The 19756-nt window shown below is 62.5% G+C and carries 11 protein-coding genes and 3 pseudogenes; all 14 read left to right on the forward strand.

All coding sequences use genetic code 11. From position 1 onward, the window contains the following. The first annotated feature begins 4 nt into the window (after positions 1–4). Complete coding sequence (flgG, locus tag JN403_RS12980) at positions 5–793, forward strand: flagellar basal-body rod protein FlgG (RefSeq protein ID WP_122534853.1); 789 nt, start codon at positions 5–7, stop codon at positions 791–793. 97 nt (positions 794–890) lie between these two features. Then, on the forward strand, positions 891–1604 hold the full coding sequence (gene flgH / locus JN403_RS12985; protein ID WP_122534854.1) for a flagellar basal body L-ring protein FlgH: 714 nt from the start codon (positions 891–893) through the stop codon (positions 1602–1604). 13 nt (positions 1605–1617) lie between these two features. Next, positions 1618–2727 (forward strand): flagellar basal body P-ring protein FlgI, encoded by a 1110-nt coding sequence (locus tag JN403_RS12990; protein WP_074893047.1) that lies wholly within the window; start codon positions 1618–1620, stop codon positions 2725–2727. A gap of 12 nt (positions 2728–2739) precedes the next feature. Beyond that, positions 2740–4026: a flagellar assembly peptidoglycan hydrolase FlgJ gene (gene flgJ, locus JN403_RS12995; RefSeq protein WP_122534855.1), complete on the forward strand. Its 1287-nt coding sequence runs from the start codon at positions 2740–2742 to the stop codon at positions 4024–4026. Between the two features lie 10 nt (positions 4027–4036). Beyond that, a complete protein-coding gene (gene flgK / locus JN403_RS13000; protein WP_122624316.1) occupies positions 4037–6079 on the forward strand; it encodes a flagellar hook-associated protein FlgK in 2043 nt (680 codons plus the stop codon). 13 nt (positions 6080–6092) lie between these two features. Beyond that, positions 6093–7697 (forward strand): flagellar hook-associated protein 3, encoded by a 1605-nt coding sequence (locus tag JN403_RS13005; RefSeq protein WP_205482706.1) that lies wholly within the window; start codon positions 6093–6095, stop codon positions 7695–7697. A gap of 123 nt (positions 7698–7820) precedes the next feature. Continuing rightward, a pseudogene (locus JN403_RS13010) lies at positions 7821–11401 on the forward strand (glycosyltransferase). Between the two features lie 261 nt (positions 11402–11662). Continuing rightward, the gene (locus JN403_RS13015; RefSeq protein WP_240356537.1) at positions 11663–14539 is read left to right on the forward strand and encodes a TIGR00180 family glycosyltransferase; all 2877 of its coding nucleotides are present in this window, start codon (positions 11663–11665) and stop codon (positions 14537–14539) included. A 76-nt stretch (positions 14540–14615) separates the two neighbouring features. Beyond that, positions 14616–15617 carry a UDP-N-acetylglucosamine 4,6-dehydratase (inverting) gene (pseB, locus tag JN403_RS13020; RefSeq protein WP_122534860.1) on the forward strand — a complete coding sequence of 334 codons (1002 nt, stop codon included), beginning with the start codon at positions 14616–14618 and terminating at the stop codon, positions 15615–15617. Continuing rightward, positions 15614–16792: a UDP-4-amino-4,6-dideoxy-N-acetyl-beta-L-altrosamine transaminase gene (gene pseC, locus JN403_RS13025; protein WP_205482710.1), complete on the forward strand. Its 1179-nt coding sequence runs from the start codon at positions 15614–15616 to the stop codon at positions 16790–16792. The genes pseB and pseC overlap by 4 nt, the downstream gene beginning before the upstream one ends. A gap of 30 nt (positions 16793–16822) precedes the next feature. Next, positions 16823–17529: pseudogene (pseF, locus tag JN403_RS13030) on the forward strand (pseudaminic acid cytidylyltransferase). Further along, positions 17529–18371 (forward strand): UDP-2,4-diacetamido-2,4,6-trideoxy-beta-L-altropyranose hydrolase, encoded by an 843-nt coding sequence (gene pseG, locus JN403_RS13035; RefSeq protein ID WP_240356539.1) that lies wholly within the window; start codon positions 17529–17531, stop codon positions 18369–18371. The pseudogene pseF and the gene pseG overlap by 1 nt, the downstream one beginning before the upstream one ends. After that, positions 18281–18616: a nucleotide disphospho-sugar-binding domain-containing protein gene (locus tag JN403_RS25480; RefSeq protein WP_240356541.1), complete on the forward strand. Its 336-nt coding sequence runs from the start codon at positions 18281–18283 to the stop codon at positions 18614–18616. Before pseG ends, JN403_RS25480 begins: the two co-directional genes overlap by 91 nt. Positions 18617–18686: 70 nt before the next feature. Beyond that, positions 18687–19738 (forward strand): annotated as a pseudogene (gene pseI / locus JN403_RS13040) (pseudaminic acid synthase). The last annotated feature ends 18 nt before the right edge of the window (positions 19739–19756 follow it).

Consider the following 19756-nt stretch of genomic DNA (forward strand, 5'->3'; position numbering starts at 1 on the left):
AAACATGCTTCCGGCACTCTATGTTGCTAAAACCGGTCTGGCCGCCCAGGACACCAACCTGACGACCATTTCCAACAACCTGGCCAACGTTTCGACCACCGGTTTCAAAAGCGACCGTGCGGAATTCCAGGACCTGCTCTACCAGATCAAGCGTCAGCCAGGCGCCCAGTCCACTCAGGACAGCGAGCTGCCATCGGGCCTGCAACTGGGTACCGGTGTGCGCATCGTCGGCACCCAGAAAAACTTCACCGCCGGCAGCCTGCAGACCACCAATCAGCCGCTGGACATGGCGGTCAACGGTCGTGGTTTCTTCCAGATCCGTCAGCCTGACGGCACCCTGGCGTACACCCGTGACGGTACGTTTCACCTGGACAGCAACGGCCAGATCGTGACCTCCAATGGCTACGCCCTGGAGCCGGCGATCGTCGTTCCGCAGGACTCGCAGACCTTCACCGTCGGCGAAGACGGTACGGTTTCGGTCACCACATCGGCCAACGCCGCCACGCCGCAGATCATCGGCAACGTACAGACCGCCGACTTCATCAACCCGGCCGGCCTGCAGTCCCAGGGCGGCAACCTGTACCTGGAAACCGCTTCCAGCGGCGCACCCCAGGTCGGTACGCCGGGCCTCAACGGTCTGGGCGTGGTCAAGCAGAACACCCTGGAAAACTCCAACGTCAGCACCGTTGAAGAGCTGGTGAACATGATCACCACCCAGCGTGCCTACGAGATGAACTCCAAAGTGATCTCGACCGCTGACTCGATGCTGCAGTACGTGACCCAGAACCTGTAAGCCCTTCTTGAAACGACTGATGTCCTGCTGCGAAACACCTGATCAATTCCAAGGGGCGCCTGAAAAGCGCCTGCTACACCGCGAGGTTTTAAGTGTCATGAAACGGCTCTCTGTATTGCGGCTTTCCCTGTTGGCAGCTCCTGTGTGCGGTATCGCGCTGCTGACCGGCTGCGTTGCGCCTGCGGCCAAACCCAATGACCCTTATTACGCGCCGGTGTTGCCGCGTACGCCGCTGCCATCAGCGGCCAGCAACGGTTCGATTTATCAGGCCGGTTTCGAACAGAACCTGTATGGCGACCGCAAAGCGTATCGCGTGGGTGACATCATCACCATCACCCTGTCCGAGCGCATGGCCGCCAGCAAGGCCGCCAGTTCCGGCATCAGCAAGACCAGTAAAACCAGCCTCGGCCTGACCTCGCTGTTTGGCGCGGGCGTGAGCACCAACAACCCGGTCGGTGGCGGCAACCTCAGCCTGGACGCCGGCTACAGCGGCGACCGCGCTACCAAGGGCGATGGCAAGGCCGCGCAAAGCAACAGTCTGACCGGCTCGATCACCGTGACCGTCGCTGACGTGATGCCCAACGGCATTCTGCTGGTGCGCGGCGAGAAGTGGATGACCCTGAACACCGGTGACGAACTGGTGCGCATCGCCGGCCTGATTCGCGCCGACGACATCGCCACTGACAACACCGTGTCGTCGACCCGTATTGCCGATGCACGCATCACTTATTCCGGTACAGGCGCGTTTGCCGATTCCAGTCAGCCAGGCTGGTTCGACCGATTCTTCCTCAGCCCGTTGTTCCCTTTCTGATAGCGGGATAGCCATGATCACGTTCAAGCAACTGATAGCGGCAGCGCTGCTGTTCACCACCGCACTGGGCGCCCACGCCGAGCGCCTGAAGGACATCGCCAGCATTTCCGGCGTACGGACCAACCAGTTGATCGGTTACGGTCTGGTGGTGGGGCTCAACGGCACAGGTGACCAGACCACCCAGACGCCGTTCACCCTGCAGACCTTCAACAACATGCTCTCGCAGTTCGGCATCAAGGTGCCGGCGGGCTCGGGCACCGTGCAGCTGAAAAACGTCGCGGCCGTGGCCGTGTACGCCGACCTGCCGCCGTTCGCCAAGCCGGGTCAGCAGATCGACATCACCGTGTCGTCCATCGGTAACTCGAAAAGCCTGCGCGGCGGTGCTTTGTTGATGACCCCGATGAAGGGGATCGACGGCAACGTCTATGCCGTGGCCCAGGGCAACCTGGTGGTCGGCGGCTTTGATGCCGAAGGCCGCGACGGCTCGAAGATCACCGTGAACGTTCCGTCTTCCGGTCGTATTCCCGGCGGCGCATCGGTTGAACGTGCCGTGCCGAGTGGCTTCAACCAGGGCAACTCCCTGACCCTGAACCTCAATCGCAACGACTTCACCACCGCCAAGCGCATCGTCGACAAGATCAACGACATGCTTGGCCCTGGCGTGGCTCAGGCGCTGGACGGCGGCTCTGTGCGGGTCACCGCGCCGCTGGACCCCAACCAGCGTGTTGATTACCTGTCGGTGCTGGAAAACCTGGAAATCGATCCGGGCCAGACCTCCGCCAAAGTCATTATCAACTCGCGCACGGGCACCATCGTCATCGGCCAGAACGTCAAGGTCTCGCCGGCAGCCGTCACCCACGGCAGCCTGACCGTGACCATCACCGAAGACCCGATCGTCAGTCAGCCGGGCGCGTTCTCCAACGGCCAGACTGCTGTAGTCCCGCGTTCGAAGATCAACGCCCAGCAGGAAATGCACCCGATGTTCAAGTTCGGCCCGGGCACCACGCTGGATGAAATTGTCCGCGCGGTTAACCAGGTGGGCGCAGCGCCAGGCGACTTGATGGCGATTCTCGAAGCACTGAAACAGGCTGGCGCGTTGCAAGCCGACCTGATTGTGATTTAAGAGGCAATCTGAATGAGCATTCCAAGCGGCGGCGTTTCTTCCGGTGATTCAGGTGCGTATACCGACCTCAATCGTCTGACGGCCATGAAAACCGGTGATCGCGACAGCGAGGGCAACCTCAAGAAAGTCGCGCAGGAATTCGAGTCGCTGTTCGTCAGCCAGATGCTCAAGGCCATGCGTTCGGCCAACGAAGTGCTGGCCAAGGACAACCCGATGAACACCGCGGCGACGCGGCAGTATCAGGACATGTACGACCAGCAACTGTCGGTGAGCATGTCCCGGGAGGGTGGCGGCATCGGTCTGCAGGACGTGCTCATGCGTCAACTGTCGAAAAACAAAGGCGCTGAAATTGCACCGGCCAGCACTGGGCTTGTCTCCGGTGGCAAAACGGAGGCGAAGGTCGAGGGCAAAGCCGACGCGCCTGCGCAAGCCGGCCTGGCCACGCGTATCGCTCAACGGCCGCTGTGGGCCAGCCGTGCGGTGACGGCTCCGGACGCCGGCGACGGCGCGGTGCATAACGACGTGGCGGCGCTCAACTCCCGTCGCCTGTCGCTGCCAAGCAAGCTGAGCGACCGCATCATGGCCGGTATCGTGCCGAATGCATCGGGTGCCCAGGACCCTGCCGCCAGCGCCACCACACTGAAAAACCGGATTGCCGTATCCAATGCCGTGGCCGCCGCGAAAAGCGCGGGCTCCCAGGGCAATGGCGACTGGACGGTCGGGCCGCAATACGCCGCGGATGCCGACGCTTATGTGCGCAGCCGCGTGCAGACGCCGCTGGCGCCGGGCAAGAGTGCGTTCGCCAACAAAGACGACTTCGTCGCCACGATGATGCCGTTGGCCAAAGACGCCGCGGCCCGCATCGGCGTCGACCCAAGCGTGCTGGTGGCACAGGCCGCGCTGGAAACCGGCTGGGGCAAATCGATCATGCGTCAGTCCGATGGCGGCAGCAGCTACAACCTGTTCGGCATCAAGGCCCAGGGCGGCTGGAAAGGACCGGAAGCACGTGCAATTACCAGTGAGTTCCGCGACGGCCAGATGGTCAAGGAAACGGCGGATTTCCGTGCCTATGACTCGTACGCCAGCAGTTTCCACGACCTGGTGAGCTTCCTGCAGAACAACAGTCGCTATAAAGAAACCCTGAAATCAGCCGATAGCCCGGAACAGTTTGTGAAAGAGCTGCAGAAAGCCGGATACGCAACCGACCCGTCCTATGCCAGCAAGATTTCTCAGATAGCGAAACAGATGAAGAGCTACCAGACCTACGCATCCGCCTCGGGCTCTTCCACGACTTTATAAGGTTTGAACCATGTCACTGATCTCAATCGGGCTTTCGGGACTCACCGCCAGCAGCGCAGCGATGACGACGATCGGCAACAACACTGCCAACGTCGACACGCAGGGCTACTCGCGTCAGCAAGTGATGACCACCGCCGGGGCTCAGCAGAATATCGGCGTCGGCTTCATCGGCACCGGTACGACGTTGTCCGACGTGCGCCGCATCTACAACGGCTACCTCGATAACCAATTGCAGACCAGTACCTCGCTCAACGCCGATGCCACCGCGTACCTGAGCCAGGCCAGCAAGCTCGACTCGATCCTGTCGGACAGCTCGACCGGCGTCAGCACCGTGCTGGCAAAGTTTTTCACTGACCTGGGCGCCCTCGCGTCCAAGCCGACCGACAACGCGGCCCGCACGACGTTTCTGACCAGTGCATCGGCCCTGGCCGGTCAGTTCAACACCATCTCGTCGCAGATGAAGGACCAGAACGCGAGCATCAACACCCAGCTGACCACGGCAACAGGGCAGGTGAACGCACTGGCGTCGTCCATTGCCATCCTCAACAAGCAGATCACCGAGGCCCAGTCTTCCGGCGGTCAGCCCAATACGCTGCTCGATTCGCGTACCGAAGCGGTACGCCAGTTGAATGAACTGGTGGGCGCCAAGGTCGTTGAAACCAACGGCAGCTATGACGTTTATATTGGTACCGGCCAGCCGCTGGTGACGGGCACCACCGCCAACACATTGAGCGCAGTGCCGAGCGACAGCGACCCGAGCGTGTACGCGCTGAAACTGAAATATCAGAACAACGTCGTCGATGTCTCAAGCGTGGTGACCGGCGGCTCCCTGGGCGGTCTGCTGCGGTATCGCAGTGAAGTGCTGCAGCCAGCCGCCAGCGAGCTGGGCCGTCTGGCGGTGGTCGCCTCCGATCAGATCAACAGCCAGCTCAACCAAGGTGTGGACGCCAACGGCAATTTCGGCAGCAACCTGTTCGTCAGCGTCAATGACCCAAGCCTGACCAGCCAGCGCAGCCTTGCCAACAAGACCAACGATCAGTCGTCGGGCAACTTCGCGGTGTCCATTGCCAACAGCGGCGCGCTGCAGACCAACGATTATCAGGTGACCTTCACCGATGCCAGCGGCCAGTACAGCGTCAAGCGTCTGCCGGACGGCAAGGACATGGGTTCTTACAACACCGCCGCCACCTCGGCGCCGGTCATCGACGGCTTCTCGCTGAAATTCAACGGCACCTCCACCGAGGGTGACAGTTTCAAGATCAGCCCGACCAAAACCGGCGCTGACGGCATCAAGGTGGTGATGACCGACCCGAAAGCCATCGCCTCGGCCAGTCCGCTGACCGGCAGCTCCATCGTGAGCAAAGGCTCGGGCACGTTCACCCAGCCCGTGTTGTCGACCCAGGCCGACATCTACAACCCGACCGCGACGGCCGATCTGCGCAATGCGCTCACGGCTTCGACGCCGATGCGTTTGCTCATGGGCGATGTCACCAATGGTGCTCAGAGCTACTCGCTGGTCGATGCTCAAGGTGTGGCGGTCAAAGACAAGTCAGGCAACGCGATCACCGGCTCTGTGGTTCCGGGCTCGTCCAACGACATCAGTCTGGAAGTGGGCTACACCGATTCGTCGGGGGCGGCGCAGTCGTTCAAGTTAGGGATGACCATCGCCGGGAAGCCGAACAGCGGCGACACCTACAGCATCGCCATGACCGGCGCCGGGTCCTCGGACAACCGCAACGCGGTATCGGTGGGGACCCTTCAAACCAAACAGACCCTCGACACCGCAGCGGGCAACGGCACCGGCATGAGCCTGAGCGGTGCCAACGCCAACATGATCACCACGGTGGGCAGCAAGGCCGCCCAGGCCAAGAATGACACCACGGCGACGACCGCGGTGTTGACCCAGGCCAAGACCGCGCGCGACAGCGTTTCCGGTGTGTCACTGGATGAAGAAGCCGCCAACCTGGTCAAGTATCAGCAGTACTACACCGCCTCGTCGCAGATCATCAAAGCGGCTCAAGCCATTTTCAGCACGCTGATCAACAGTCTTTAAGGAATCGTAATCCATGCGTATCTCAACGACCCAGTTTTACGAAACCAGTGCGGCGAACTACTCGCGCACCTACGCCAACGTCACCAAGACCGGCGATGAAGTGGCCAGTCAGGTCAAGCTCAACACCGCTGGCGATGACCCGGTGGGCGCCGGCCGTGTGCTGCAATTGCAGCAAATGGGCACGATGCTCAATCAGTACAAATCCAACATCGACACCATCAACACCGGTGTCGTGCAGACCGAAACCGCGCTGACCGCCGTGACATCAGCGATTCAACGGGCGCAGGAACTGGTGCTGGCTGCAGGCAATGCGACGTTTACCGACAAGGACCGTCAGGCCAACGCAGCCGAGCTCAAAGAAGTCCAGACGCAGATTCTGGGCCTGATGAACAGCCAGGACGCCGATGGCACCTATCTGTTCTCCGGCTCCAAGGGCACCACGGCGCCCTACGCCCTCAGCACCGACGGCACCTACAGTTATCAGGGCGATCAGACCCGCAATCAGTTGGCGGTCGGCAGTGGCATCACCATGGCCAGCAACACCACTGGCTGGGATGCATTCGAGCAGGCGATCAACACCACGCGCACCTCAATGACCCTCACTTCACCGGCGGTCAATGACAACGTGATCGCGCTGTCCGGTGGCAGCGTGACCAACTCGGCTGAGTACAACACCAAATTCACCCCTGGCGAGCCCTACAGCATTTCGTTCCAGAGCAGCACGCAGTTCAAGATTCTCGACAAGGACGGCACCGACGTCACGGCAGAAGCCTCGTCGGCGGGCAAGTTCACGTCCACCAGCGCCGCCAACCAGACTGTCGGTTTTCGAGGGCTTCAAATTGACCTGAACGTCAATCTGACCGATGCCCAGTACGGCAACTCGGGCCAGGCCGACACCGCCGTGGCCGGCCACACGTTCACGCTGGCGGTGTCCAACAGCACCGTGAGCACGTCGCGTCTGCCGGGCAACCCGTCGACCACGGTGGTCACCGATTCCAAGGTCACCGACCAGACCAAATTCAACGAGACGTTTCCCTCGGGCGGCGCAATCATTCGCTTCAGCAGCGCCACGGATTTTGCGCTGTACGCGGCGCCCTACGATGCTGCCACCAGCAAGCCGGTGTCGAGCGGCACCCTGACCGGCACGCCGGTGGCCAATCAGGCGGTCGCGTCAGGTGTCACGTTCACCTTCAGCGGATCACCGGTGGCCCTGGCCAGCGGCGACCAGTTCACTGCGCAGCCAGCGAGCCAGCAGAACCAGAACATCCTCAACACCCTGTCCAGCGTCATCACCGCGCTGAACGGCAAGGTCGACGGTGACCCGGTGGCCAAGCAGAAACTGCAGGCCACGCTGACGTCGACCATCGGTAACCTGACCAGCGCTGCCAACCAGATCAACGACGCGGTCAGCGACGGTGGTGCGCGTGCGAAAACAGCGACCGACCAGAGCGTGACCAACCAGAACCTGCTGGACAACGGCTCCAACGAGTCCAGCAGCATCACCGCCTCTGACCCGGTTGACGCCATTGCCCGCCTGACCCTGCAGAAAACCATGTTGCAAGCGTCTCAACTGGTCTTCACCCAGCTGTCAGCGCTGAATCTGTTCAGCAAACTGTGATTGCCCCACTGGACGCGCACGGCGGTTGATCCCGGCGTTCGTGTCCGCTGAGCGTCAACCGTTATTGTCAGCGGTTAGGCCGGACCTTTGCGACAAAGGCCGGCGCCGCTCGTGAGTCTGCCCGTGAATTCAGTTCCCCTCGTCAGTATCGTCATCCCTGCCTACAACCCCCATTTTTTCCAGACGGCCCTGGCCAGCGCCTTGACCCAAAGCTACGAGCGTCTTGAAGTCATCGTTTGCGATGATTCGCGTGGCAACGAAATCAGCGACATCGTCGACAGTCTGAAAGCCCTGACCACGGTCGAACTGCGCTACGTGCGCAACCCGCAGCGCCTGGGTTTCGTCGGCAATCTGTTGAACTGCCTTTCTCAGGCCACGGGCGAGTACGTCAAGTTTCTGTGTGACGATGATCGCCTGTTTCCCGGCTGTATCACGATGCAGGCGCAGGCATTTGATGCCAATGCCGACGTCAATCTGGTGCTGGCCCAGCGCTTTCTGTGGGACGCCGACAGCATTCAGTTGCCATCCCGTCTGGAAAACACTCCGGTTGCGCCCAAGAATTCGCTGTTCCTTGGCACGGACATGCTGGCGATCTTCGAGAATTTCCCGTCCAACTTCCTGGGCAGCTTCAGCAGCGCGATGTTTCGCCGCGCGGACCTTGAAGAGCTGCTGCCCGCCCTGACTGGCAGCGCCCAGGGCTTCGTCGCCATGCTGGATCTGGCGCTTTACACCTGCCTGCTGCGTCGCGGTAATCTGATTGTGCTCAATCAAGTCCTGAGCGTCGAGCGTCTGCACCCGGAGCGCCTCAGTCGGCAGCAAGCCATGCGTACGGCGGCCGCCAACGAGCTGACCTGGCTGGTGGACATGCTCAAGGCCCGCACCAGTGAGCCTCCGCCCGCCCAGGGCTGGGTGCGTTACGTTGAGCTGGAACACGCTGACCGGCTCCCGCGGGTCTGGGAAGAACTGGCGCTGAGTCGTACGCTGGGCAGCCAGCAAGCGGTGCTGCCCCTCAAAGTGGGTGTCGACAGTCAGAGCTTTGCCGAGCTGTACGCACAGTGGCTGGCGTGCCGGACCTTCACAGATCACCAGAAAGTTCTGCTGCCAGACCGGCTGCGCCGATTGCCGATGCAGCCGAAAATCGTTGCCGTTGTCATCGACGAGCACGGCAGCAGCGCACGACGCAACCTCACGCTGGACAGCCTGGCCGCGCAGTTCTATCCCCCGGAACTGACGGTGATGCTCACGGGATCGGTCACCGAGCCTGAGCGGGACGAGCGCCTGTTCAAACTGCCATTGCAGGCCGATTGGGCCGAACAGCTGAACAGCGTGCTGGCGCAATTGGAAGGGGCCGACTGGTTTTACCTGCTGCGTGCCGGTGACCGGCTGGTCGCGCCGGCCCTGCTGACGCTGGCCGATCGGATCGCCACCTCGCCCGAGCTGCGCTGCCTGTACAGCGACGAGGGCGCGTTGCGTGAGGGTGAATCGGCAGAGCCGGTGTTCAAGCCGGCGTTCAACCTGGATTTCCTGCGCAGTTACCCGTACGTCGGCCGAGCCCTTGTATTCGAGCGCCAGCGGTTCATCTCGCTGGGCGGGTTCGATGCCGGCTTTGGCGAGCTGGCGCCCCACGATGTGATCTGGCGGCTGGTCGAAAGCGATGGCGCCGAGGTCATCGGGCATGTCGCTGATCTGCTGGTGGAAAGCCAGTTTGCACTGGGTCAGTGGCTCGGCTCGGACGGCGTCATCGAGCAAAACCCGCGGGTGGTGCAGGCGCACTTGCAGCGCTGCGGCATTGCTCACCAGATGCGCCAGGGTAACCAACCGCTGCTCAACCGCATTGATTACCTGCATGGGCAAGCGCCACGGGTGTCCATCATCGTCAGCCATCGCAACCAATTGGCGGTGCTGCAGCGCTGTTTCGAAAGCTTGCTGGAGAAAACCGCGTATGCCCATTACGAGCTGCTGATTGCCGACAACGCCAGCGACAGCCCCGAGGCACTGGCCTGGCTGAAGGGGTTGGCGAGCATGGGCAGCGACAAGGTCCGCGTGCTGTACAGCGCCGAACGTCTCAGTTTGACGGCACTGCGGAACTTCGCAGCCGGTCAGGCGCGCGGCGAGTACTTGCTGATGCTCAATCCCTACGCGGTCGTGACCCAGGGCGACTGGCTGGATGAGTTGTTGACCCACGCACAGCGCCCGGAAGTCGGGGTGGTCGGCGGCAAGCTGTTCGATGCCAATGGCGCCATCGTCCACGCCGGGGTGATCCTTGGTCTGCAGAACTCGGCAGCCACGCCTTTTTACGGTGAGTCTCTGAGTGCGTCGGGCTACATGCAACGGTTGCAAGTGGTTCAGGACTTGAGCGCGGTGGGGGTGACTGCCTGATGGTGCGCACCTCGGTGTTCAAGCAGGTCAGGGCGCTGGACGCCGACGCGTTCGCCGATTCGTTCAGCGAAGTGGACCTGTGCCTGCGCGTGCGCCAGCACGGTTATCTCGTGGTGTGGACACCGTTCGCGGTCATGGCCCTGGGCACCGCGCCGGTCGCAGCAGCCGACGATCAGGCGCAACAGCGCCAGACCCGGGAGCTGGAAACCCTTTACCTGCGCTGGCTGCCGATCATTGCGCGGGATCCTGCGTACAATCCGAGCCTGACCCTGGACGCTTACAGTTTTCGTCTGGACCCCGGCCTGCGCACCGGCTGGTCGCCGTTTTCCGAACGCTCGCTGCCCAGCGTACTGGCCTTGCCGATGAACGCCACTGCCGTCGGCCATTACCGGGTGACCCAGCCGTTCATCGAGCTGTCGGCCGCTGACAGGATCATCGGCCAGATCGCGTATGACGCCCCGACCACGATCGAACTGGAGCGCCGCACGCCCGACGTCATTGTGTTGCAGGGCCGCTATCACGAGGCGTCGATGGAGGACACGGTGCGGCTGAAGACCTTCTCCAATGCCCGGCGCATTTTCGAGCTCGATGACTACGTGATCAGCGTGCCGAAGAAAAACGCCCACGGTCGGCACATGCCGACCAACCTGGAGGCCGTGGTCAAGCGCGGCATCAGCCTGTGCGACCGTGTCGTGGTGTCCACCCATGCGCTGGGCAACGCGCTGTCGTCCATGCACCACGACATCCGCGTGGTCCCGAACATGCTGGCACCGCACCTGTGGACCGGCCGCCGGGCCCAGCGCCGGACCTCGTTCAAACCCAGGGTCGGTTGGGGCGGCGGTACCAGCCACGGCGGCGACCTGGAGGTGATCGCCCAGGTCATTCGCGAGTTGGCCGACGAGGTGGACTGGGTGTTCTTCGGCATGTGCCCGCAGGAACTGCGCCCCTATCTCAAGGAGTTCCACGCGGCGGTCAGCTTGGAGGCCTATCCGGCCAAGTTATCCAGCCTGAACCTGGACCTGGCGCTGGCGCCGCTCGAGTACCACATTTTCAACGACTGTAAGAGCAACCTGCGGCTGCTGGAGTACGGCGCCTGTGGCTACCCGGTCATTTGCACTGACACCGAAGCGTACCGTGGCTATTTGCCCTGCACCCGTCTGACGGCCAACACCACTGAGGAGTGGCTGGAAGCGATCCGCATGCACCTGGCAGACCCGCAGGCCAGCTACCGGATGGGCGACGAGTTGCACGACGTGGTGATGCGCGACTTCATGCTGCGCGGCGACAATCTGCAGTACTGGGTCAACGGCTGGCTGGCCGACTGATAAAACGTCAGGCGGCACCCGCCGGTGCCGTTGGCGGATTGAACCCTCTGCCAAATCAGTGACGCGTGGCCGCGTCAAGCTGGCGCGTTTCCTGCAATCCCACCTTCCAATCTGCTGTCCGTCGCGCTTTTCAGGCGCGAGGGAGGCGCGTGAGGCCGGTAATACCGACCTCGACTTCTATTTGGGTGGGGAAGGGCAATGTCCGGGGTTACGACCGAAGGATCCAGCGTCAAAAAAACAGCTTTGGCCAACGAGCAGAATATGTTGGTGGTGCTCACCCGGAATCAGCCTGATTTTCTACGCCGCACCCTGCAGTACTACCGGGCCTATGCCGGTCCGGTGTTGGTCCTCGATGCATCGATCGAGGCGCCTGCCGCTGATGACTCGCCGGCCACGAACGTCACTTACCTGCACGTCCCGCAATTTGCCGACGCAACCACCGCTGACACGTTCGCCCATGCACTGGGCCTGGTGACCACGCCGTTCGTCACCCTCGCCGACGTCAATGACTTCCTGATGGAAGACGCGCTGGCGCAGAGTGTCAGCTTCTTGCAGGACCACCCCGAATATGGGTTTTGCCACGGCTACTCCCTGAGCTATCGCGCCGTCGACAACCAGGTCGATTATTTCCGCCGCGACAAGAAGGTCCGCGAAGAGATCTCTGCCGAGCGAAGCGAAGACCGGATCCAGCAGGCCATGGCCGCCTTCATCTCCCCCTTGCATGCAGTCACGCGGACCGAGCTATTGCGTCACTGGTACAGCGCCGTCCCGAAAACCGCCGCTGCGGTCTGGCAGGACATCGGCCTGGGTTGGTACCTGGCCGCCAGCGGCAAGGGTCGGCTGTTGCCGCTGCCGTATGCCGTCCGGGAGGTGAGCGCCGCGCCGGCCCGTCAAAAAGGCCAGGTGATCGCCGCGCTGAGTGATGCCGACGCTGTGTCCCGCGCCGCCCGTGAGTCGTTCGCCGACTTCCTCGTGTCAATGTCACCTTCGCCCCTCGGCCTTGATTCAACCGGGGCTCGAGCTCTGGTGCTCGACAGCTTCAACACACTGCTTAAATGCGTGCGGGACGACACCGCGGCTGCCCACGAACGGATCGTCGAGTCCAGCTGGAAAAGTCCCCTGAACGGCCCAGTCCGGCGATTCGGCCCCAACCAGTACGTCGAGATGCCGTTTTATAACCAGCCCTTCTTTGATCGGTTGGCCGAGATCGAATTCCTGATCGGCGCGCTCCCCGCCGGGGCCGTACAGCATGACGAACTGGAAGGGATGTGGGTCTCGCAGCAGGAATTGCTCACGCTCCATGACAACGACACCCCGCAGACCATCACCGAGCGATTGTGGGAAGCGCTGGACATCAACGTATTCAACAAGGCTGTGGTCGCGCAGTTGGCCGAGCGACTCGCTCACCTCAACGAACCCGACGAAGCCCGCGGCATGACTGAGTGGCTGCATCGGCTGGAAGCGGTCGGCACTCAGGATCGGCAGCAACTCTTGCACGCCACCGCCTCCGGCCGCTTGCTGAACTGGCTGGAGCTGCGTCGACCAGACGCGGACGTCGTCGCCAGGGGGAATGCGCGCCTGGCGGCCGAGGGTGCTGGCCCGCAGTTCGGGATTTTTCTGCTGGACCTGGACGATGACCTGCGCAAATTGCAGGGCACCCTCGACAGCCTGATCGAGGGTGCCTGCACATCGTTCAGAATCGTTGTGTTCACCACGGGCGAGCCGCCAGTAGCCACCTCCGTGCAGAACACGCTGCACTTCGTCAAAGTCAGCAGAAGCAACTACGTCGACAAACTCAACCAGATTGCGCGGCAGATTGCCTCCGGCTGGCTGCTGCTGGTGGAGGCGGGTGACCGCTTCCTGCCAGGCGGCCTGTTGCGCGCAGCACTTGAATTACAAGGGGCCGATGATGTTCGTGCCGTGGCGGCCGACGAAATCCATCGTCAGCCCAATGGCACCCTGAAGGATGTCATGCGCCCCGGTTTCAACCTCGACCTCTTGCTGCGCAACCCTGCGCAGATGGCGCGCCACTGGCTGATCCGCAAGGAGGTGTTGCTGGAAGCAGGCGGGTATTCGCCGGACTTTACCGGCGCGCTGGAATTCGAGCTGCTGCTGCGAATCATCGAGAAGGGCGGGCCGTCGTGGCTGGCGCACCTGGACGAGCCACTGCTGATCACTGATGCCTCTGAGCCGGCCGATAACGGCGACGAACGCCTGGCACTGACGCGTTACCTGACTGCACTGGGCTACAAGGCTCAGGTCACCTCGGCTCGCCCTGGCACCTGGCAGATCGACTATCGGCACAGCGAGCGTCCATTGGTGACGGTGATCCTTCCCAGCCAGGACAATCTCGAGTCGTTGCAGCGTTGCCTGACGGCGGTCCTGCAACGCACGCGCTACATGCGCTACGAAGTGCTGATCGTCGACAACCAGAGCCAGTCGCCGCAGGTTCATGAATGGCTGGACCACCAGCAGCAAAACCCTCGCATCCGGATCTTGCGCAGCGACGTCGTGCTCAGCGAAGCCGCGCTGTACAACGCAGCCTCGCAACAGGCGCAAGGGGAATATCTGGTGCTGCTGTCGGCAGACAGCGAAGTGGTGAACCCCAACTGGATCGACGCCCTGCTCAATCACGCGATGCGCCCCGAAGTGGCCGTGGTTGGCCCCAAACTGGTCGATCGGGATGGCGCGGTGACGAACGCGGGCCTGATTTTGGGCATGAATAGCGGCGTCGGCTCGGCCTTTGTCGGTGAGCCCAAAGACGCCAGTGGTTACCTGCAGCGCCTGGTGCTGGAACACAATTACTCGGCGGTATCCGGTGCCTGCGTGATGGTGCGCAAAGCGCTTTTCGAGTCCGTGGGCGGGCTTGATGAGTCGGACTTCGGCGATGCTTACGCGGTGGTGGATTTTTGCCTGAAGATCGGCCAGAACGGCTATTTGACGGTCTGGACGCCGCAGGTCCAGGTCTACCACTCGGGCAGCACGGCCCAGGCGCCCCTGGCACTGGCACGCCTGCAGGACAAATGGGCCGGGGCCTTTGCTCATGATCTGGCCTATAACCAGAACCTGAGCCTGTCCGGTCGCGGTTTCACGGTCGACACGGCGTCCACGGCAGACTGGTCGCAACTGATCGCTTAAAGCCGCACCCGGTCCGCGCCGCATCCGGTTCGGACCGTCGCAGGCTCAATGTCGCTCCAGGTCAAAGGACTCCCTCATGTTCAACGGCAAATCAGTGTTCATCTCAGGCGCGACCGGCTCGTTCGGTCGCATGTTCATCCGCACGCTGCTGGCGCGTTATCAGCCCCGGCGCGTGGTGGTGTTCTCCCGGGATGAGCTCAAGCAGTACGAAATGCAGCAGGAATTCAACGCCCCGTGCATGCGCTACTTCCTCGGCGACGTGCGCGATGCCGACCGTTTGCAGCAGGGCATGCGCGGCATTGATTACGTGGTCCACGCGGCGGCGCTCAAGCACGTGCCGGCGGCGGAGTACAACCCGACCGAATTCATCCGCACCAACGTCAACGGCGCGGAAAACATCATTTCGGCGGCCATCGCCAACGGCGTGAAAAAGGTCGTGGCGCTGTCGACCGACAAGGCCGCCAGCCCGATCAACCTGTACGGCGCCACCAAGCTGCTGTCGGACAAGCTTTTTGTTGCCGCCAACAACATCGGTGGCGAGGAGCAGACGCGTTTTTCCGTCGTGCGCTACGGCAACGTCGCCGGCTCCCGGGGCTCTATCGTGCCGTTCTTCAGCAAGCTGCTGGCCGGGGGCGCGGCTGAACTGCCGATCACCGATCCGCGCATGACCCGCTTCTGGATCACCCTCGACCATGGCGTGGATTTCGTCATGCAGAGCTTTGAGCGCATGCACGGCGGCGAAGTGTTCGTGCCGAAGATTCCGTCGGTGCGCATCGTTGATCTGGCCCAGGCCATGGCGCCGGACCTGCCGCACAAGATCGTCGGCATCCGTCCCGGCGAGAAACTCCACGAGCTGATGGTGCCCCAGGACGACGCGCGCATGACCCTGGAATTCGACGACCACTACACCATCGTGCCGTCGATCCGCTTTAACAACGTCGACACCGATTTTGCAGTCGACGCGACAGGCGCACAGGGCAGGGCGGTTCACGATGAGTTCGAATACCGCTCCGACACCAACCCTGACTTCCTGTCGATCCGCCAGATCGGCGAGCTGCACGCTGACGTCAAGCCATGATTCCGTACGGTAGGCAGAGCGTTGATCAGGCGGATATCGATGCCGTCGTCGAGGTGCTCCAATCCGACTGGCTGACCCAGGGCCCGACCCTGGAGCGCTTTGAAGCCGCCATGGCCGAGCGCTGCGAAGCGGGTTTCGCGGTAGCGGTGTGCAATGCCACGGCAGCGCTGCACATTGCCTGTCTGGCGGCCGGACTGGGGCAGGGCGATTGGCTGTGGACCAGCCCGAATACCTTTCTGGCCTCGGCCAACTGCGGGCGCTATTGCGGCGCCGATGTGGACTTTGTCGACATCGACCCGCTGACCTGGAACCTCGACACCGACGCCCTGGCGCGCAAGCTTGAAACTGCCGAATCAACCGGCACGCTGCCCAAGGTACTGGTGGCGGTGGCGTTTTCCGGCCAGAGCTGCGACATGCGCGCCATCGCCGGGCTGGCCCGGCGTTATGGGTTTGTGGTGATCGAAGACGCCTCCCACGCGGTCGGCGCGCAGTACGCCGGGCGCCCGGTGGGCTGTGGCGAATTCGCCGACATGACAGTGTTCAGCTTTCATCCGGTGAAGATTGTCACCACCGGCGAAGGCGGCATGGTGCTGACCAACAGCCCCAAACTGGCCGAACACTTGCGCCGCCTGCGCAGCCACGGCATGACCCGTGATCCGGCGCAGATGGACGAGCCGAGCCACGGCCCCTGGTATTACCAGCAAGTCGAACTGGGCTTCAATTACCGCATGACCGACATGCAGGCCGCGCTCGGGCTTTCGCAGCTGGTGAAACTGGACGGTTTTCTGGCCCGGCGGCGCGAGCTGGTAGCGCGCTATCAAACGCTTCTGGCTGACCTGCCGCTGACCTTGCCGACCGCTCAAGCTGAGGCCGATTCCGCGTGGCACTTGTACGTCGTGCGCCTGCAGACCGGCCTGATTGCGCTGAGTCATCGTCAAGTCTTCGAAGGTTTGCGCGGGGCAGGCATCGGCGTGAACGTGCATTACATTCCGGTTCATCTGCAGCCCTATTACCGCGACCTGGGCTTCAAGCCGGGTGATTTCCCGGAAGCCGAGGCTTATTACGCCCAGGCCATCAGCCTGCCGCTGTACCCGGCGATGACCGATGCGCAGCAGGATTACGTCGTTGATCAGCTGCGTCGAGTGCTTGGCAAAACGGGCCGGGCACGCGACTGATGGGAACACATCCATGACAGGTCCACGCCCATGAGCGCCGTCGCGATTATTCCCGCGAGGGGTGGCAGCCAGCGCATCCCGCGCAAGAACATCAAGCTGTTCAACGGCGAGCCGATGATCGCCCATTCCATTCGTGCTGCGCTGGCGAGCGGGGTGTTTGATCAGGTTATCGTCAGCACCGACGATGAAGAAATCGCCAACGTCGCCCGTGCCCATGGCGCTGACGTGCCGTTCATGCGCCCGGCAGAGCTGGCCGATGCGTTTACCGGCACAGCGGCGGTGATCCAGCATGCGCTTTGTACTCTGGACGCCCTCGATCAGCGCTTTGATTACGCATGCTGCATTTACGCCACCGCGCCGCTGTTACAGGCCCGATATCTGCGTCAGGGTCTGGTAGCGCTCGACGCGGCGCCGGAAAAATCCTATGGGTTTTCAGTGTGCAGCTTCGGCTTCCCGGTGCAGCGCGCCCTCCTGATTGCCGACGACGGCAGCCTGAGCGCCATGCACCCGGAATTTCGCAGCGTGCGTTCTCAGGATCTGCCGGTGGCGTATCAGGACGCCGGCCAGTTCTACTGGGGCCGCAGCGATGCCTGGCGGCGCGGCGACACGGTTTTTCCGAACTCAGCCTGCCGGTGATTCTGCCCCGGCATCTGGTGCAGGACATCGACAGCCCGGAAGACTGGCTGCGCGCGGAGTATCTTTATGCTGCGCTCAAGGCCGGCGGGGAGCTGGACTGATGCGCGTGCTGATTCGCGCCGACGCCTCGGTGACCATCGGCAGCGGCCACATTGCTCGCTGCCTGACGCTCGCCAATGTGCTGCGCCGGGATGGCGCTGACGTGCGCTTTGCCTGCCGCGAGTTGCCTGGGCATTTGCTCCAGCGGCTGGCGGATCACGGTTATGCCACCTATGCGCTGCCGGCACGCTATGGTGCTGAAGAAGATCAGAACATCGAAGCGGCGTTGCCGTGGCAGGCTGACCTGTCTGCCTTGGCCGAAGAGATTGAGCATGAGCCGCCCTTTGACTGGCTGATCGTCGACCATTACGGCCTGGATGCGCGATGGGAAAAGGCGGCGCGCGGTCTCGCCGATCGGGTGATGGCCATTGATGATCTTGCCAATCGGCCCCACGCGGTGGATGTGCTGCTGGACCAGAATTACAGCGCTCAAGCGCTGGATCAGCCTTATGCCGCCTGGGTCGGGCCTGATTGCCAGACCTTTCTGGGGCCGCGATTTGCCCTGCTCCGCGACGAGTTTCAATGCGAGCCCATCGCGATCAAGCCGCGTGTGGAGCGGGTGCTGGTTAACTTCGGTGGCTTCGATGCGGCCGGGCAGGTCTACGCCACGATGCTGGCGCTTCAGGGGTTAGATGAGTTGCAGGTGGATTTTGTCGCCGGTTTGCATAACCCCCACTGGCAGGCGATGAGCGATCTCGCTGCTTCTAGACCTGAGTGGCATTTGCACAGCCTGACCGGAGATTTTTTGCGCGGATGCAGGCGGCTGATCTGTTTATCGGTGCCGGTGGCGGCACCACGTGGGAGCGCGCGGCGCTGGGGTTGCCGACGATCTGTATTTCGGTAGCGAACAATCAGCAGCTCAATGCGCAATTGCTGGCCGAGGCCGGCGTGCATGTGTATCTCGGGCCCCATGTGCAGCTTGAGGCCGGGCGCTTGCGCGCCGCCGTCGAGCAGCTTTGCGGGGATGCAGCCTTACGCCGGACGCTCGCCGAGCAATCGAGGTTGTTGGTCGATGGCCTGGGTGCACGGCGTATCGCTGATGCATTGGCGAAGGTGGCCGATAACGCGGCAAAGGGGCAGGGCGCATGAGCCGCTGCCCGTTCTTATTTTTAGCGTCCGACCCAGTGCCGGCCGACGTCAATGCAGCGAGTGAGCAACGATGAACTCTTTCAAGATCGGTTCGCAAACCATCGGCCCCGACGCGCCGCCGTTCATCATTGCCGAGATGAGCGGCAACCATAATCAGTCGCTGGATCAGGCATTGCGTATCGTCGAGGCGGCCGCCAAAGCCGGGGCCCATGCTCTCAAACTGCAAACCTATACCGCCGACACCATGACCCTGGACATCGCCGAGGGCGAGTTCTTCATTAAAGACCCCAACAGCCTGTGGGCCGGGACCTCACTGTATGCGCTGTACGAGCAGGCGCATACGCCGTGGGAATGGCACGCGCCGATCTTCGCCCGGGCTAAAGAGTTGGGGCTGCTGGCGTTCTCCACGCCCTTCGACGAGACCGCCGTGGACTTTCTCGAAAGCCTCGACGTGCCGGCCTACAAGATCGCCAGCTTTGAAAACACCGACATCCCGCTGATCCGCAAAGTCGCGGCCACCGGCAAGCCGATGATCATTTCCACCGGCATGGCCAGCATCGCCGAGCTGGACCACAGCGTGCGCGCGGCCCGGGCCGCGGGCTGCAGGATCTGGTGCTGCTGAAATGCACCAGCACCTACCCGGCCACACCGGCCAACAGCCACGTCCGCACGATTCCGCATTTGGCCGGGTTGTTCGGCTGCCAGGTGGGCTTGTCCGATCACACCATGGGCGTTGGCGTGTCCGTCGCTGCGGTGGCCATGGGCGCGACGGTCATCGAAAAGCACTTCACCCTGGACCGCGCCGACGGCGGGGTCGACGCCAGTTTTTCCCTGGAACCGGCGGAAATGGCCAGCCTGGTCATCGAAACCGAACGCGCATGGCAAGGCATGGGCCACGTGCAATACGGCGCCACCGAAGCCGAACAGAAATCGCTGCAATACCGCCGCTCGTTGTACGTGGTGCGGGACATCGCCGAGGGCGAGGCCTTCACCCCGGACAACATCCGCGCCATCCGCCCCGGCCTTGGCCTGGCACCCAAACACATCGATGCCGTGCTGGGGCGCAAAGCCCGGCACCCGCTGAAACGCGGGACTGCGTTGAGCTGGGATGTGGTGGGTTGAGTGAAGGCAGGACCGGCA

It is taken from the genome of Pseudomonas sp. 15A4, from assembly GCF_016925575.1.
Lineage (GTDB): Bacteria > Pseudomonadota > Gammaproteobacteria > Pseudomonadales > Pseudomonadaceae > Aquipseudomonas.

Coding starts and splice junctions, on each gene's coding strand:
- flgG (WP_122534853.1), top strand. CDS start 5: ATGCTTCCGGCACTCTATGTTGCTAAAACCGGTCTGGCCGCCCAGGAC.
- flgH (WP_122534854.1), top strand. CDS start 891: ATGAAACGGCTCTCTGTATTGCGGCTTTCCCTGTTGGCAGCTCCTGTG.
- JN403_RS12990 (WP_074893047.1), top strand. CDS start 1,618: ATGATCACGTTCAAGCAACTGATAGCGGCAGCGCTGCTGTTCACCACC.
- flgJ (WP_122534855.1), top strand. CDS start 2,740: ATGAGCATTCCAAGCGGCGGCGTTTCTTCCGGTGATTCAGGTGCGTAT.
- flgK (WP_122624316.1), top strand. CDS start 4,037: ATGTCACTGATCTCAATCGGGCTTTCGGGACTCACCGCCAGCAGCGCA.
- JN403_RS13005 (WP_205482706.1), top strand. CDS start 6,093: ATGCGTATCTCAACGACCCAGTTTTACGAAACCAGTGCGGCGAACTAC.
- JN403_RS13015 (WP_240356537.1), top strand. CDS start 11,663: ATGTTGGTGGTGCTCACCCGGAATCAGCCTGATTTTCTACGCCGCACC.
- pseB (WP_122534860.1), top strand. CDS start 14,616: ATGTTCAACGGCAAATCAGTGTTCATCTCAGGCGCGACCGGCTCGTTC.
- pseC (WP_205482710.1), top strand. CDS start 15,614: ATGATTCCGTACGGTAGGCAGAGCGTTGATCAGGCGGATATCGATGCC.
- pseG (WP_240356539.1), top strand. CDS start 17,529: ATGCGCGTGCTGATTCGCGCCGACGCCTCGGTGACCATCGGCAGCGGC.
- JN403_RS25480 (WP_240356541.1), top strand. CDS start 18,281: ATGCAGGCGGCTGATCTGTTTATCGGTGCCGGTGGCGGCACCACGTGG.